The following is a 15,044-nucleotide window of genomic DNA, read 5'->3' as shown; positions in this document are numbered from 1 at the left end:
CGGCGGCACGGCGGCGCCGGAGCCGGACGCGGTGCGGGCGGGCGACGAACTCGACGCGCTCGCGGTGCCGGGCTCGGGCGCCGAGGCGCCGGTGAAGACCACGCGCGGCGCCAAGCGCGGCTACGTCATCCCGCAGCGACCGTTCCTCCTCGACCCCCTGCTGTAGGGACGGGGCGCGGCGGAACGATCCCGTGTTTCGGGTCAGGGAAGCCCGCCTGCTTCGTGCCGGTGCGCGTCTCGCACGACACATAACCTTGTAGCCGGGCCTGTGTAGGTGTCCGGCGCTCGCAGGCAGGCCGATGCATCACTTCCAGTACCGCGATGGCCGCTTGCATGCCGAGGACGTCGACTTGACGGACCTTGCCGGGCGCGTCGGCACGCCGTTCTACTGCTATTCCACCGCGACGCTGGAGCGGCATTACGGGGTCTTCGCCGAGGCCTTCGGGGCGGACGACGCCCTCGTCTGCTACGCCATGAAGGCGAACTCGAATCAGGCGGTCCTCACCACCCTGGCGCGCCTCGGCGCGGGCATGGACATCGTCTCGGAGGGTGAGCTGCGCCGGGCCCTCGCGGCGGGGGTCGACCCACAGCGCATCGTGTTCTCGGGCGTCGGCAAGACGCAGGGCGAAATGGCCGCCGCCCTCAAGGCCGGCATCTTCTGCTTCAACGTCGAGAGCGAGCCGGAACTCGCGGAACTCTCCGCCGTCGCCACCAGTCTCGGGTTGACCGCGCCGATCTCGATCCGGGTCAATCCGGATGTCGATGCAGGCACGCATGCGAAGATCTCCACGGGCAAGTCGGAGAACAAGTTCGGCATCCCGCTGGCCCGCGCCCGCGCCGTCTACGCCCACGCGGCGCGCCTGCCGGGCCTCGCGATCTCCGGCGTCGACATGCATATCGGCAGCCAGATCACCGATCTCGCACCCTTCGACCATGCGGCGGGGCTGCTCGCCGGCCTCGCCCGTGAGCTGATGGCCGAGGGGCACCCCCTCCATCACATCGATTTCGGTGGTGGCCTCGGCATTCCCTACCGCGACGACAACGCGCCGCCGCCCGAGCCCGACGCCCTCTCCGCGGTCCTGCGCCCGCACTTCGCGCCGCTGGGCCTGCGCCCCGTCTTCGAGATCGGCCGGATGATCGCCGGCAATGCGGGCATCCTCGTCACCCGCGTCATCTACGTGAAGCGCACGGAGGGGCGCACCTTCGTCATCGTGGACGCCGCGATGAACGACCTGATCCGCCCGACGCTCTACGACGCCTATCATGGCGTGCGCCCCGTCGCGGAGCCGTCCGCCGACACGCCCCGCCTCGTCGCCGATGTGGTCGGGCCGGTCTGCGAGAGCGGCGACTACATCGCGCTTGCCCGCGAGATGCCGGAGGTCGCCGCCGGCGACCTGATTGCGGTGATGAGCGCCGGCGCCTACGGCGCGGTCCAGGCCGGGACCTACAATTCCCGCCTGCTCGTCCCCGAAGTGCTGGTGCGGGGCGCCGACGCCGCCATCGTACGCCCGCGCCCGACCTACGAGGACCTGATCGGCCTCGACCGGGTGCCGGACTGGCTGAGCCCGGCGCCCTGAGGCTCAGGCGTCGATCTCGGCCTCGATCCGGCGCACGGCCTCGTCCGGCACGTCGAGGGCGGCCGCCAGCATCTTGAGGAACTCGCGCTCCTGCAGGGTGTCGGCCAGCACCGAGAGGCGGACCGCCGAGTAGATCCGGGTCGCCTGTTCGGGCGTCTTCACCCGCTCGGCGATCTCGTCCACGTCGGCCGGATCCTCGATCTCGGCCGCGAGCCAGGCCGCCCCGTCCGTCTCGATGCCTGAGGCCTGCACCGCCGCGTCGAGGCGTCGGCGCTCGTCCGCGTCGATCTGGCCGTCGGCGAGGGTGGCGGCGACCATCGCGCGCAGCATCAGGCGCGCCTCGTCCTCGTCGACGCTCGGCACCGCCGGGGCCTGGGCCGGCTCGGGCGCACCGGAGGTGCGCAGCGCGCGGGCGGCCAGTCCGGCCACCAGGGCGAGCCCGCCGAGGGCGGTGGCCGCCACGATGCCGCTCCGGCGCGTGCGCACGAGGGCATCGACGATAGGCTTGGCATCGACCATGCGGTCATCCTTTCCTGAATTCTGAATCCAGCCAGCAACACGCGAGGCCCATGTCGGGTTCATCCGGACCGTCTGCGCCCCTAGGGGCCGCCCTCGGCCTGGGGTGATTTGACCACGCCGCAGGCAGCCCCCACCATGCTAGCCTTGCGGGCAGGCGCGGCGCCGATGTGCTGCGCGAGGAGTCAGACACCCATGGGCGAGGCCGACCCGGCGACCTCAACGAGCCGCGGACAGGACGACGATTCCGGTGCGGCCGACCCGCGTCGGCGGCTCGACACTCTCGTCGCCCGCTCGCAGGCCGCCGGCCTCTGGGAAGCCGCATGGCCGGTCTTGTGGCGCGGGATCGGCGTGGTCCTGGCCTTCTTGAGCTTCTCTTGGCTCGGCCTGTGGCTCGACCTGCCGCCGCTTGCCCGCCCGATCGGCCTGGCGCTCTTCACTCTGGCGCTGATCGCCGTGCTGGCGCCGCTCGCCCGGCTGCGGCGTGCGTCCCGCCGCGACGCCCTGGCGCGGATCGACCGGGAGGCCGCCGAGACCGGACGCGAATCGCATCATCCTGCGTCCTCGATCGAGGATACGCTCGCCGTCGGCAGCGCCGATCCGGCGACGCGCGCGCTCTGGGCCCTGCACCAGTCCCGCGCGGCGGCCTCCGTGGCGCGCCTGAAGGCCGGGCCGCCCCGTCCGGCCATGGCACGGCGCGACCCCTTCGCGCTGCGCGCCGCTTTGCTGGTCGCGGCCGTCGCGAGCCTGTTCGTCGCGGGGTCCGAATGGCGCCCGCGCCTTCTCGGCGCCTTCGACTGGCAGGCGCCGCCCCCGGCCGGTCCGAGCTTCCGGGTCGATGGCTGGATCGATCCCCCGCTCTACACCCGCCTTCCCCCGCTCGTGGTGACGATGAACGGCGAGCCGCAGCGCCTGCGCGCGCCGGTGAACGCGACCCTGATCGTGCGCATCGCCGGCCACGGCGAGGCCGTGTTGACCCCGAAGGCCGGCCTGAAGGCCCTACCGGGCAAGCCAGCGCACGCCGACCTGCGCGAGGACCGCTTCCAGCTCACCGGCGGCGTCGCCGACCTCACCATCGCTGCCGGCGGCGCCGCGACCCAGCACCTCGTCATCGAGACCATTCCCGACACCGCCCCCGAAGTGCGCCGCATCGGCGGTCTCGAGGTCAATTCGCGCGGCACCTTCAACCTGACCTACCGGGCCAAGGACGATTACGGCATCGCCTCCGCCGAGGGCCTCGTCGAGCCCCTCGCCAGCGCGCGCGTCCTGGTGCCGCCGCCGAAGATCGCCCTGGCGCTGCCCGCCGACTCCACGGGCGAGCACGACACCAAGACGCTGGTCGACCTCACCGACAATCCCTGGTCCGGGGCACGAGTTCGCCTGACGCTGGTCGTGAAGGACGAGGCCGGACAGGAGGGCCGCACGCAGGCCGCCGAGGTGACGTTGCCGGCCCGGATCTTCGCCCAGCCCCTGGCGCGCGCGTTGGCGGAGGAGCGTCGCCGCCTGATCACGAGCCCGGACGAGAGCCGCGGCCGGGTGCTCACCGCCCTCGACGCCCTCCTGATCGCGCCCGACCGCTTCACGCCGCAGCCGAGCATCTTCCTCGGCCTCAAGACGGCCTCGCGTCGTCTCCGGGCGGCCCGCAACGACGACGCCCTGATGGAGGTGGCCGATCTTCTCTGGGAGATGGCCCTCAAGATCGAGGACGGCGATCTGTCCGACGCCGAGAAGAGCCTGCGCGCGGCCCAGGACAGCCTGAAGCAGGCTATCGAGCGCAACGCGCCGGACGAGGAGATCAAGAAGCTCACCGAGGACCTGAAGCAGGCCCTGGACAAGTTCATGAAGGGCATGGCCGAGCGCCAGCGCAAGGACGGCAAGCCCCAGGGCGAGAAAAGCCCGCCGAACCCGAACGCCAAGACCGTCACGCCCGACGACCTGAACAAGATGCTCAACGACATGGCCGAGGCCATGAAGCGCGGCGACACCGCCGAGGCGCAGCGGCTGCTGGACCAGCTTCGCGAGACCCTGGAGAACCTCCAGACCGCGGAGCCGGGCGGCAAATCCGATCCGAACGGCCGCGAGATGAGCAAGCAGGCCGACGAACTCGACAAGCTCTCCCGCGAGCAGCAGGACCTGCGCGACGAGACCTTCAAGGATGGCCAGGACAAGCGCCAGCAGGGCCAGGGCCCGCGCGGCCAGCGTCCGCAGCGTGGCCAGCAGGGTCAGCAGCAGGACGGACAGAAGGGTGAGCCCGGCCAGCAGGGTCAGGGACAGCAGGGTCAAGGGCAACAAGGACAAGGCCAGCAGGGACAGAAGGGCGAGGGCCAAAAGGGCGGCGCCGGCCAGCGACAGCAGGCACTGCGCGAGCGCCTGGAAGACATGCAGCGCAAGATGAAGGACCTCGGCATGCAGGGCGAGGAAGGCCTGTCCGATGCCGAGGAGGCGATGCGCGAGGCCGAGGGCGCCCTCGGCCAGGGCAAGGACGGCGATGCGGTGGACGCGCAGGGGCGCGCCCTCGACGGCCTGAAGCGCGGCGCCGAGGGCATGCAGAAGCAGATGCAGGAGATGGCCGAGGGAGAGGGGAAGGGCGAAGGCGAGGGGAAGGGCGAGGGCGAAGGCGGCGAGCAGCCGAGCCAGCAGGGCCAGGCGGGCAACCGCGAGGACGACCCGCTCGGCCGACCCACCAAGGGCCGCGACATGACCAACGGCAACGCCCGCGTACCGACGGCGGACGAATCGGCGGTCCAGCGCACGCGCCGGATCATGGAGGAGCTGCGCCGCAAGCTCGGCGACCCGAGCCGCCCGCGCGAGGAACTCGACTATTTCGAGCGCCTGCTGCGCAGGAACTGAGGCACGCCGGAGCGATCAACACCCTCCCCCTGGGCTCCGCGAAGGCAGGGCCCATATGGGTCGACGAGCCGACCCCTTCGGCCAAACGCGAGACATGACGACGTGATTTCCTCCAACGCCCTCGTTCTCGTCGCCTGCGTCGCCGTCGCGGTCATCCTGCTGCTCGGCCTCGTCAACATGATGCGCGGCGGCAGCCCCAATCTCTCGCAGAAGCTGATGCGCCTGCGGGTCCTGCTTCAGTTCGTGGCGATCATCCTGATCATGGGCGTGGTCTGGTGGCGCTCGGCCTGAGCCGGCCGCCATGGGCCTCCTGGACGCCGTCAGGCACCCGTTCGCCGACCGCCGCATCGCGGCGATGCTCGGCCTCGGCTTCAGCTCCGGCATTCCGTTCCTGCTCGTCTACGTGACGCAGTCGGCCTGGCTGTCGGAGGCGAAGGTGCCGATCGGCATCCTCGGCCTGATGAGCGAACTGACGCTCGCCTATAAGTTCAAGTTCCTCTGGGCGCCCTTTCTCGATCGCTACGACGCGCCGCTGTTCAGCCGCCTCCTCGGGCGCAGGCGCGGCTGGATCGTCGTTTCGCAAATCGGGATCATGCTGGCGCTCGCCGGGATCGCCTTCGGCGATCCGGCACATTGGCTCGCCTGGACCATCGTGTTCTCGCTGGCGCTGGGCTTTGCCGGCGCGACGCAGGACGTCGTCATCGACGGCTGGCGCATCACGGTGGCACCCGTGGAACGCCAATCGCTGATGTCGTCCTGGTCGGAGATCGGCTGGCGCATGGGAAACCTCGTGGCGGGCGCCGGAGCCCTCTACCTCGCCGACGCCTATGGCTGGCGGGCCGCCTACCTGTTCATGGTGGTCGCGATGGCGCCCGGCGTCGCCGCCGCCCTGCTCGCGCCCGAACCCGATTCGGACCGGACCGCGCCGCACGAGCACCCGGGCTTCGTCGAGACGATCGTGGCGCCGATCCGGGACCTCGTCCGGCGCCTGGGTCCCTTGGCGGTTCCGATCCTCCTCATGGTCGCGGGTTTCCGCATGCCCGGCTACGTCTCCAGCGCGATGGCGATGCCGCTGTTCAAGAGCCTGCACTTTTCGAACACCGACATCGCCACGGTGACGAAGCTCTTCGGCTTCGGGGTCGCGCTGGCCGGCACATTCCTCGCCAGCTACGTGGTGCCCCGCATCGGCATCATGGCGAGCCTCGTCGCCGGCACGGTGTTCGGCTCGGCCTCGCATCTCAGCCTCGCCTATCTCGCCCTGCATGGCGGCGACGGTGGTGGCGCCTTCTGGACCTTCGCCGCGACGGTGAGCATCGACAGCTTCGCCTACGCTTTCGCGTCGATCGTCCTCATCACCTACATGTCGTCGTTGGCGGCCACCGAGCACGCCGCGAGCCAGTATGCGCTGCTGACCTCGCTCTGCGCCCTTCCCGGGAGCCTGCTGGCCGGGGCCTCCGGGTTCGTCATCGAGGATACCGGCTTTGCCTGGTTCTTCGTGGGCACCTCGGTGATCGGCCTGCCCGTCGCCGTCCTGTGCTGGTATGTCTGGCGTCGGCAACACGCACAGGGCGAGCCGGCGATCGCCTGAGACCGGCCCGAGCCGCTGGACGCCGTCCTTCCGCGCTTTTCGTGTGTGGCGCGGGGGCCTCACCGCACAGCTATCGCCGGTCCGAGGGATCAAACCCGGCCTCGATGCCTGACGGTGGCCAGGATCGCCATGCTAGACAGGGTCGTCCAATCGGAACCGTTTCATGCCATCCCAATCGTTCCGCCTCGCCGCCGCTGCCGTCGCCCTCTGCGCGACCTTGCCGGTGCAGGCCGCCGACTTCCGGTCCGCCCCTCCGCCGGTCGCCTATGTCAGCCCGGTCCAGCCCCTGAGCATCGTCTCGGAGGTGCGCATCGGTGGCGCCGTGCAGGACCCCGGCAGCGCGGAGCACAACACCAGCAACATCAACGGCGAAATCCTCTTCGCGAAGCCGGTGGTGAGCCTCGACCCGTTCTGGCAGGCCTTCGTGCCGCGCCCGACCGTGGGCGGCAGCTACAATTTCGGTGGGCGGACCAGCTACGCCTATCTCGGCGGAACCTGGAGCGTGGACCTGTTCCCGCAGACACTGAACAACATCGTCTTCCTCGAGGGCTTCTTCGGCGCCGGTTTCCACGACGGCTACACGGGCCCGAAGGCCACCGCGCCGGCCGGCTTCAACACGCTGGGCTGCAACCCCCTGTTCCGCGAGGCCGCCGCCCTCGGCTTCCGCCTCACCGAGCACTGGAGCATCATGGCGACGGTGGAGCACATGTCGAATGCCGGCCTGTGCGCCAACAATCGCGGCCTGACGAACTTCGGCGGAAAGCTCGGCTACACTTTCTGATCCCCGACGCTGTCGGCGCATCGAGGACCGGTCTCGCTCGGGCGGGGCCGGTCCTTCGCGTTTGAGGCGCTTCCTCCCGGCCGCGCGTTTCCGAGACTCCCCCGGGAGCGAAATCGCGCTAGGTTGGTGCGCAATCCAGGCTTCTCCAGAACCGGACGTCATCGTGGTCACGCTCAACCGCATCTACACCCGCACCGGGGACAAGGGCTCGACGGCACTGGCCAGCGGGGAGCGCCGCTCCAAGGCGGACCTGCGCGTCGAGACCTACGGGACCGTCGACGAGACCAATGCCTGCATCGGTCTCGTGCGCCTGCACGCCGAGCCGGCCCTCGACGCGATGCTGGGCGCGATCCAGAACGACCTGTTCGACCTAGGCGCCGATCTCGCCACGCCGGAAGGGCCGGAACCGCCGAAATACGAGCCCCTGCGGATCGTGGCTGCGCAGGTGCAGCGCATCGAGCGCGACATCGACGCCCTGAACGCCGACCTCGCGCCTCTGAAATCCTTCGTCCTGCCGGGCGGTTCGGCGGCCTCGGCCGCGCTGCACCTCGCCCGCACGATCTGCCGGCGGGCCGAGCGCCTGGCCGTCGCGCTCGCCGCGACCGAGGGCGAGGTCGTCTCGGCAGAAGCGCTGCAATACCTCAATCGCCTGTCGGACTTCCTGTTCGTGGCGAGCCGCACGGCCAACGGCAACGGAGCCGACGACGTGCTCTGGGTGCCGGGTAAGAATCGCTGACCGGAGCCGCCGAGCGCAGCGGGATCTCCCGCGCGAAACGCTCGATTGCATCGACCGGCGCCGGCACCCGCGTCCTGCACCGCGCGGCCGCACGGCCGCTTGCGTTGACAAGGCGGAAATGAGGCCGTTACGGTCCGCCGCCTCAATGACCAGAGTTCAGGACCTCCGGCTGCGCCGCAGGTCCGACGCGCGCCGCGCCGGCCTGGTCGAAGAAAATTGTCCGCGCGGAGGATTGTGAACGCCATGAAGGTTCTGGTGCCCGTCAAGCGGGTCGTCGACTACAACGTCAAAATCCGGGTCAAGGCCGACGGATCGGGCGTGGACCTCGCCAACGTCAAGATGTCGATGAATCCCTTCGACGAGATCGCCGTCGAAGAGGCGATCCGCCTGAAGGAGAAGGGCAAGGCCACGGAGATCGTCGCCGTCTCCATCGGCCCGCAGCAGGCGCAGGAGACGCTGCGCACCGCGCTGGCCATGGGCGCCGACCGGGCGATCCTGATCAAGACCGACGGCCTCGTCGAGCCGCTGGCGGTGGCCAAGATCCTCAAGGCGATCGTCGAGAAGGAAGCGCCCGGCCTCGTCATCCTCGGTAAGCAGGCCATCGACGACGATTCGAACCAGACCGGGCAGATGCTGGCGGCCCTCCTCGACTGGCCGCAGGGCACCTTCGCCTTCAAGGTCGAGTTCGGCGAGGGCTCGATCGACGTCACCCGCGAGATCGACGGCGGCCTCCAGACCGTGACGCTGACCCTGCCCGCCATCGTGACGACCGACCTACGCCTCAACGAGCCGCGCTACGCGTCGCTGCCCAACATCATGAAGGCCAAGAAAAAGCCGCTGGAGGAACTGACCCCCGACGCGCTCGGCGTCGACGTCACCCCGCGCATCACGGTGCTGAAGACCGTCGAGCCGGCCGGCCGCAAGGCTGGCGTCAAGGTCGAGTCGGCTTCCGTCCTGGTCCAGAAGCTCAAGGTCGAGGCGGGCGTCATCTAGCACGCCCGTCTCCCGTCAGGGCCCGGCGCCGCGACGGCGACGGGCCTCACGATCCGGCTCCGGCCCTTTCGAGGATTTCATCCCATCATGGCCACTCTCCTCTTCATCGAGCACGACAACGGCGCGGTGCGCGACGCCAGCCAAAAGGCCCTCACCGCCGCCGCTCAACTCGGCGGCCCCGTCCACGCCCTGGTGCTCGGCTCGGGCAGCCGACCGGCGGCGGAGGCCGCCGCCAAGCTCGAGGGCATCGAGACGGTGCTCCTGAGCGAGGACGCGGCCTACGATCACGCGCTCGCCGAGCCGACCGCCGCCCTGATCGCCGCGATCGCCGGGCCCTACGACGTCATCATCGCGGCGGCCTCCACCACCGGCAAGAACGTGCTGCCGCGCGTGGCCGCGCTCCTCGACGTGGCGCAGATCTCGGACATCATCACGGTGGTCTCGCCCGACACGTTCGAGCGGCCGATCTACGCCGGCAATGCGATCCAGACCGTTCAGGCCGGCGCCGGCAAGAAGGTGATCACCGTGCGCACGGCGGCCTTCAAACCCGCCGCCGAAGGCGGGGCCGCGGCAGCGATCGAGCCGGTTCAGGCGACGGCCTCCGCCGGCAAGTCGAGCTTCAAGGGCGAGGAGATCGCCAAGTCCGACCGTCCCGAGCTCGCCGCTGCCCGCATCATCGTCTCGGGTGGACGCTCGCTCGGTTCGGCCGAGAAGTTCAAGGAGCTGATCGAGCCTCTGGCCGATACGCTGGGCGCGGCGGTGGGTGCCTCGCGCGCGGCGGTGGATGCCGGCTACGCGCCGAACGACTGGCAGGTCGGCCAGACCGGCAAGGTGGTCGACCCCGACCTCTACGTGGCGGTCGGGATCTCGGGCGCGATCCAGCATCTCGCGGGCATGAAGGATTCTAAGGTCATCGTCGCCATCAACAAGGACGAGGATGCCCCGATCTTCCAGGTGGCGGATTACGGCCTCGTCGGCGACCTCTTCCAGGTGGTGCCGGAGTTTCAGGCCGAGATTGCCAAGGCCAAGGGCTGAGCGGCTCTATGCGTGATGCCGGCGCGCTGGCGATGCGCTGGCATCATACTGGGATTGCGGCGTTCTTGGCGTGGAATTGCTCTAGGACGCGGCCGGCGCGGAACGTTATAAGCGACGCGAGCGTCTCCGACGGCCGGACGGGGTGAGTCCGGAGGTCAATCAGGTAACGCCTCAAGGGTGCGAGTGCAGACGATGGGCATCGATATCAGGACGGTCGGCATCATCGGTGCCGGGCAGATGGGCAGCGGTATCGCCCATGTCTGCGCCATGGCGGGCCTCGATGTCCGCTTGAACGACCGCGACCCGGCCCGCATCCACAACGGCCTCGCGACCGTCGACGGCAACCTCGCGCGCCAAGTCGCGAAGGGCACGATCTCGGATGAGCAGCGCCGCGCGGCCGTCGGCCGGATCGTCGGCGCCGAGACCTTCGACGACCTCGGCCCCTGCGACCTCGTGATCGAGGCCGCCACCGAGGACGAGTCGACCAAGCGCCAGATCTTCAGCACGCTCTGCGCCTCACTCCGGCCGGACGCTCTGATCGCCACCAACACTTCGTCGATCTCGATCACGCGGCTTGCCGCCTCCACGGACCGGCCCGAGCGTTTCATCGGCATCCACTTCATGAATCCGGTGCCGGTGATGCAACTCGTGGAGCTGATCCGCGGCATCGCCACCGAAGATCCCACCTACGAGTCGGCCAAGGCGTTCATCGCCAAGCTCGGCAAGATCTCGACGATGTCGGAAGATTTTCCGGCCTTCATCGTCAACCGTATCCTGTTGCCGATGATCAACGAGGCGATCTACACGCTCTACGAGGGCGTTGGTTCGGTGGAATCCATCGACACGGCCATGCGGCTCGGCGCGAACCATCCGATGGGCCCGCTGCAGCTCGCCGACTTCATCGGCCTCGATACCTGCCTGTCCGTCATGCAGGTGCTCTACGAGGGGTTGGCGGATTCGAAATACCGGCCCTGCCCGCTGCTGGTGAAGTATGTCGAGGCCGGCTGGCTCGGCCGTAAATCCAAGCGCGGCTTTTATGATTATCGCGGCGAGACCCCCGTGCCGACCCGCTGAGGCGGGGCAGCACGGGAGACCGTTGCCGGTTACTGCTTGTTGCCGTTGGCCGCAGGCTGGGCCGGCGCCGGGTAGGCCGGGTTCGCGGCCGGTGTTCCGCTGGTGTTCGACGAGGACGTCGCGTTCGAGCTGCCGTTCACCGAACCGGTGACTTCCTTGCGCGCGGCATCCGTGCTCTGGCTCGCATAGTCCTTTGGGGAACTGGCGCCCTGCCAAGTCATCAGGCCGGCGAGCGCAATCCCCAGCAGCACCAGGCTCGCGATGAGAACGTAGAGCACCGGCTTGCCGCGCTTGCCCTGCCGGGCTTCCTGACCGTGTAGATTGTCCGCCATTCGATCCTCGCTTGACCGGTCCTGAAGACCGCCATGTCCACCCGGGCGAAAAATCGCTCCGGGATGATGCTCGGGTCTGAAACGCGACGGTCGAGAGCGGAGTTCCCCGGGTGTTCCCTAGCGGCCGGTCGTCAGCATGATCTTGCCGAGATGCGCGCTCGATTCCATGAGTTCGTGGGCCTTGCGCGCCTCCTCCAGCGGGAAGGTCGCGTGGATGATCGGCCGGATCGTGCCATTTTCCAGCAGGGGCCAGACGTCCCGCGCGAGGCCCTGCGCGATGGCGGCCTTCTCGGCCTTCGGGCGGGCCCGCAGGGTGGCGCCCGTGAAGGTCAGGCGCTTCATCATGATCGGAGTCATGCTGAAGGCATCGACCTTGTAGCCCTGCATGAAGGCGATCTGCACGAGGCGCCCCTCGATCGCCAGGGCGGAAAGGTTCTTGGCGAGGTACGGCGCACCGACCATGTCGAGGATGACATCGATGCCGTTGCCGTCGGTGAGGCGCTTCACCTCCTCCACGAAGTCGGCCTCGCGGTAGTTGATCGCGTCCTCCGCGCCGAGTTCGCGGCAGAAGTCGCACTTCGCGGCCGAGCCCGCCGTGGCGAAGACGCGTGCCCCGTGCTGCTTGGCGATCTGGATCGCGGTGGAGCCGATGCCGCTCGATCCGCCATGCACGAGGAAGGTCTCGCCCGCCTTGAGGCGGCCGCGCTCGATCACCGTGCTGTAGACAGTGAAGTAATTCTCCGGCAGACCGCCTGCCTCGATCAGTGACAGGGAACGCGGCTTTGCCAGGCATTGCCCGATTTCCGCGACCGCGAATTCGGCGTAGCCGCCGCTGATCGTCAGGGCGCAGACCTCGTCGCCGATTGCAAAGCCCGTCGCGCCCTCGCCCAGGGCCACGATGCGGCCGGCGACTTCGAGGCCGGGGATCTCGGTGGCGCCCTTCGGCGGCGGATACTTGCCCTCGCGCTGCTGGATGTCCGGGCGGTTGATGCCGGCGGCCACCACCTCGATCAGGACCTGACCCGGGCCGGCCTGCGGCAGCGCCACGGTCTCGAGCGCCAGCACCTCCGGCCCGCCGGCTCCGTTGAAGCGGATCTGTCGCATGGTCTCGGGCAGGCTGGCTGTCATCGCGGGGTTCCTGGAAGGCTGTTCGACATGTGCGGCCGGACTGCCGCTTGGCAAGGTCGATCGGGAGGAAAAGCGCGTCAGCGCGTCCCATACATCCGGTCGCCGGCGTCGCCGAGGCCCGGCACGATGTAGCCGTGTTCGTTGAGGTGGCTGTCGATGGCGGCGGTCCAGACCGGCACGTCGGGATGGGCGGCCTGGAGGCGGGCGATGCCCTCCGGCGCGGCGAGCAGGCAGACGAAGCGCAGGTCCTGGGCGCCGCGCTCCTTCAGGAGGTTGATCGCCGCCACCGCCGAATTCGCGGTCGCCAGCATCGGGTCGAGCACCAGCACCGTACGATCGTGGAGGTCGGAGGGCGCCTTGAAGTAGTATTCCACGGCCTCCAGCGTGTCGGGGTCGCGGTAGAGGCCCACATGTGCCACACGCGCCGAGGGCACCAGCGAGAGCATGCCGTCGAGGAAGCCGACACCCGCCCGCAGGATCGGCGCGAGAACCAGCTTCTTGCCGGCGATCTGCGGAGCGTCCATCGCCTGGATCGGGGTCTCGATGGTCACCGATTCCAGCGGCAGGTCGCGAGTGACCTCGTAGGCGAGCAGCATGCCGATCTCGTTGAGGATCTGGCGGAAGCCCTTGGTCGAGCGCTCGCGCTGGCGCAGCAGCGTCAGCTTGTGCTGCACGAGGGGGTGGTCGACCACCCGGACGGTCGCCGCGCCTGCCTGCATCGCCGTATCTCCCTGAAAATCGAGGTCCGCTCCAGGGCTTGAGGGAAACCGAGGCCGGACCGCAGGCGAATTCCTAGTGCATCCCCCAGCCGTGGGCGAGGGCGGTTGCGGGGCGGCGCGGCACGAAAAAGGGCTCCCGGCTTTCGGCCGGAAGCCCTTTCCGCTCGGAATGAGACGAGCGGTCGATCAGACCGAGCGCGTGGTGTCGGCGCTACGGCGCTTCTGCATGAAGGCGTCGAACTGATCGCGGTCCTTGGCCCGCTTCAGCTCCTCGACGAATTCGGCGAAGGCGCGGCTCTCTTCCTGAAGGGCGCGGCGCTGGGCGTCGAGCCGGTCGAGTTCGCTGCGGCGGTAATCGTCGAAGGCGCGATTGCCCGTGACGCCGCCGGCATTGGCCGCCTCGAACGCGGCGGCGAAGCGCGATCGCGCCGCGCCCGCGTTCCAGGTGAGGCCGCGCCCGGCGAAGCCGCGCAGTTCGGCGAGCGCCGGGTAGCCCGCGACCTTCCAGGCGACGTAGGCGGCCGCAAGCGGCCACCAGTAGATGAAGGCGACGACGATCGCGCCGATTTCGACGGACCGGCGCGGGAAGGGGCCGCTGCGGCAGGCCTTCCCGGTGGCGAAGGGAGAAGTCGAGGAGAAGCTCACGGCTCACGGCTCCAATGTAAATGTGAACGACATTCACTTGCGGATGGGCGAGCCCGCTTTCAAGGGGCGCGGCCGCGTGGCGCGTTATTGCCGGCCTTGCGCGCTGGCGGCGCCGTGGACGAGCGCGAGGACGCCGGCGCGCAGAAGCTCGTACTTGTCCGGCATGCCGGGACCTTTCGGAAGGTGGCCGGAGGCGGCCAACGTCGCGAGCCCGTGCGAGAGCGCCCAGACTTCGAGGGCGATGAAGCGCGGGGCGACGCCGCCGAAGCCTTCGGGAAAGGTCGATTGCAGGGCCTCGACGAGAAGGTCGAAGGGGCTCGGACGAAGAGTTGCGGATTCCGCGTTCGGCGTTCCGGCCGCAAGCCCTCGGGTTTCGAAGATCGCCGCGTAGTAGCCAGGCTCCTCCTCCGCGAAGGCGAGATAGGCTTCGCCCATCCGGGTAAAGCGCTCCAGCGGCGTCCCACGCGCGGTGAGCGCCCGGGCGAGGCGTTCGGCGAGGTCGGCGAAGCCTCGCCCCGCCACCTCTTCGAGCAAGGCCTCCCGGCCGCGGAAATGTCGGTAGAGCGCGGCGGGCGTGACGCCCACGAGGCGGGCTGCATCCACCAGGGTGAAGCCGCCGATGCCGCGTTCGGCGATGAACCGGCGCGCCGCCTCGATCAGGGCTTCCTTCAGGTTGCCGTGATGGTAGCTGCGCCGGTCGCCCGGGCCTTCGCGCCAATGTCGCACACCGCTCTCCTCGCCCCCGCTCGATCCACGCGATACGGCGCGCCGGCGCGAGGGGTTTCGCCGTCCTCCCTCCCCCTAACACGACGGTGACGGATTTTGAGCCGTGTCGTTCCGCGCAGTCTCGGACGGCGGGCTCGACGCTGCAGGCGCCAGCTGATCACGGAAGCGTGATAATGCTCGCGAGCGAAGTTTTGAAGACCGGATAAACTTGTCCTTCTGGTATGATCGTGATCATGTATAGAGAATACATCAATACAGACCTCTCATGGGCACGAGGCCGTGATCTGCCAACCCGGGACGCTCGAGTTCTAGACCCTTACGGACCTGATCTACGAGGCGGCGGT

General features: G+C 69.2%; 15 protein-coding genes. 9 read left to right on the top strand and 6 right to left on the bottom strand.

Annotated features, from left to right (window positions below; translation table 11 throughout):
- Positions 1-299: 299 nt before the first annotated feature.
- Positions 300-1,577, top strand: coding sequence for a diaminopimelate decarboxylase (gene lysA / locus JWQ05_RS13050; RefSeq protein ID WP_299658871.1), 1,278 nt, complete (start codon positions 300-302; stop codon positions 1,575-1,577).
- A gap of 3 nt (positions 1,578-1,580) precedes the next feature.
- On the opposite strand, the gene JWQ05_RS13045 is transcribed toward lysA, so the two are convergent.
- Positions 1,581-2,096, bottom strand: coding sequence for a DUF533 domain-containing protein (locus JWQ05_RS13045; protein ID WP_299658870.1), 516 nt, complete (start codon positions 2,094-2,096; stop codon positions 1,581-1,583).
- Positions 2,097-2,288: 192 nt separating this feature from the next.
- On the opposite strand from JWQ05_RS13045, the gene JWQ05_RS13040 reads away from it, so the two are divergent.
- The 8 genes from JWQ05_RS13040 (at position 2,289) to JWQ05_RS13005 (ending at position 11,150) form a co-directional block, all read left to right on the top strand.
- Positions 2,289-4,943, top strand: coding sequence for a TIGR02302 family protein (locus JWQ05_RS13040; RefSeq protein WP_299658869.1), 2,655 nt, complete (start codon positions 2,289-2,291; stop codon positions 4,941-4,943).
- A 105-nt stretch (positions 4,944-5,048) separates the two neighbouring features.
- The gene (locus tag JWQ05_RS13035; RefSeq protein ID WP_299658872.1) at positions 5,049-5,234 is read left to right on the top strand and encodes a twin transmembrane helix small protein; all 186 of its coding nucleotides are present in this window, start codon (positions 5,049-5,051) and stop codon (positions 5,232-5,234) included.
- A gap of 10 nt (positions 5,235-5,244) precedes the next feature.
- Complete coding sequence (locus tag JWQ05_RS13030) at positions 5,245-6,531, top strand: MFS transporter (RefSeq protein WP_299658868.1); 1,287 nt, start codon at positions 5,245-5,247, stop codon at positions 6,529-6,531.
- A gap of 163 nt (positions 6,532-6,694) precedes the next feature.
- Complete coding sequence (locus JWQ05_RS13025) at positions 6,695-7,312, top strand: acyloxyacyl hydrolase (protein WP_299658867.1); 618 nt, start codon at positions 6,695-6,697, stop codon at positions 7,310-7,312.
- 163 nt (positions 7,313-7,475) lie between these two features.
- Positions 7,476-8,048, top strand: coding sequence for a cob(I)yrinic acid a,c-diamide adenosyltransferase (locus JWQ05_RS13020; RefSeq protein WP_299658866.1), 573 nt, complete (start codon positions 7,476-7,478; stop codon positions 8,046-8,048).
- Between the two features lie 243 nt (positions 8,049-8,291).
- On the top strand, positions 8,292-9,041 hold the full coding sequence (locus JWQ05_RS13015) for an electron transfer flavoprotein subunit beta/FixA family protein (protein WP_299658865.1): 750 nt from the start codon (positions 8,292-8,294) through the stop codon (positions 9,039-9,041).
- Positions 9,042-9,128: 87 nt separating this feature from the next.
- Positions 9,129-10,076 carry an FAD-binding protein gene (locus tag JWQ05_RS13010; RefSeq protein WP_299658864.1) on the top strand — a complete coding sequence of 316 codons (948 nt, stop codon included), beginning with the start codon at positions 9,129-9,131 and terminating at the stop codon, positions 10,074-10,076.
- Positions 10,077-10,268: 192 nt separating this feature from the next.
- A complete protein-coding gene (locus tag JWQ05_RS13005; protein ID WP_299658863.1) occupies positions 10,269-11,150 on the top strand; it encodes a 3-hydroxybutyryl-CoA dehydrogenase in 882 nt (293 codons plus the stop codon).
- A 29-nt stretch (positions 11,151-11,179) separates the two neighbouring features.
- Here JWQ05_RS13005 and JWQ05_RS13000 read toward each other — a convergent pair whose 3' ends face one another.
- The 5 genes from JWQ05_RS13000 to JWQ05_RS12980 form a co-directional block, all read right to left on the bottom strand.
- Complete coding sequence (locus JWQ05_RS13000) at positions 11,180-11,482, bottom strand: hypothetical protein (RefSeq protein ID WP_299658862.1); 303 nt, start codon at positions 11,480-11,482, stop codon at positions 11,180-11,182.
- A 117-nt stretch (positions 11,483-11,599) separates the two neighbouring features.
- Positions 11,600-12,610, bottom strand: a complete 1,011-nt coding sequence (locus JWQ05_RS12995; protein WP_299658861.1) for an NAD(P)H-quinone oxidoreductase — start codon at positions 12,608-12,610, stop codon at positions 11,600-11,602.
- Positions 12,611-12,687: 77 nt separating this feature from the next.
- The gene (upp, locus tag JWQ05_RS12990; protein WP_299658860.1) at positions 12,688-13,329 is read right to left on the bottom strand and encodes a uracil phosphoribosyltransferase; all 642 of its coding nucleotides are present in this window, start codon (positions 13,327-13,329) and stop codon (positions 12,688-12,690) included.
- Positions 13,330-13,515: 186 nt separating this feature from the next.
- A complete protein-coding gene (locus tag JWQ05_RS12985; protein ID WP_299658859.1) occupies positions 13,516-13,974 on the bottom strand; it encodes a DUF2852 domain-containing protein in 459 nt (152 codons plus the stop codon).
- Between the two features lie 84 nt (positions 13,975-14,058).
- Positions 14,059-14,700, bottom strand: a complete 642-nt coding sequence (locus JWQ05_RS12980; protein ID WP_299658858.1) for a TetR/AcrR family transcriptional regulator — start codon at positions 14,698-14,700, stop codon at positions 14,059-14,061.
- Positions 14,701-15,044: the final 344 nt, after the last annotated feature.

Source organism: Methylobacterium sp. (assembly GCF_028290105.1).
GTDB lineage: Bacteria > Pseudomonadota > Alphaproteobacteria > Rhizobiales > Beijerinckiaceae > Methylobacterium.
This window is presented reverse-complemented; position numbering and strand designations above follow the sequence as displayed.

Bases quoted from the DNA above. Each gene is read 5' to 3' on its own strand.
- lysA (WP_299658871.1), top strand. From the start codon at position 300: ATGCATCACTTCCAGTACCGCGATGGCCGCTTGCATGCCGAGGACGTC.
- JWQ05_RS13045 (WP_299658870.1), bottom strand. From the start codon at position 2,096: ATGGTCGATGCCAAGCCTATCGTCGATGCCCTCGTGCGCACGCGCCGG.
- JWQ05_RS13040 (WP_299658869.1), top strand. From the start codon at position 2,289: ATGGGCGAGGCCGACCCGGCGACCTCAACGAGCCGCGGACAGGACGAC.
- JWQ05_RS13030 (WP_299658868.1), top strand. From the start codon at position 5,245: ATGGGCCTCCTGGACGCCGTCAGGCACCCGTTCGCCGACCGCCGCATC.
- JWQ05_RS13025 (WP_299658867.1), top strand. From the start codon at position 6,695: ATGCCATCCCAATCGTTCCGCCTCGCCGCCGCTGCCGTCGCCCTCTGC.
- JWQ05_RS13015 (WP_299658865.1), top strand. From the start codon at position 8,292: ATGAAGGTTCTGGTGCCCGTCAAGCGGGTCGTCGACTACAACGTCAAA.
- JWQ05_RS13010 (WP_299658864.1), top strand. From the start codon at position 9,129: ATGGCCACTCTCCTCTTCATCGAGCACGACAACGGCGCGGTGCGCGAC.
- JWQ05_RS13005 (WP_299658863.1), top strand. From the start codon at position 10,269: ATGGGCATCGATATCAGGACGGTCGGCATCATCGGTGCCGGGCAGATG.
- JWQ05_RS13000 (WP_299658862.1), bottom strand. From the start codon at position 11,482: ATGGCGGACAATCTACACGGTCAGGAAGCCCGGCAGGGCAAGCGCGGC.
- JWQ05_RS12995 (WP_299658861.1), bottom strand. From the start codon at position 12,610: ATGACAGCCAGCCTGCCCGAGACCATGCGACAGATCCGCTTCAACGGA.
- upp (WP_299658860.1), bottom strand. From the start codon at position 13,329: ATGCAGGCAGGCGCGGCGACCGTCCGGGTGGTCGACCACCCCCTCGTG.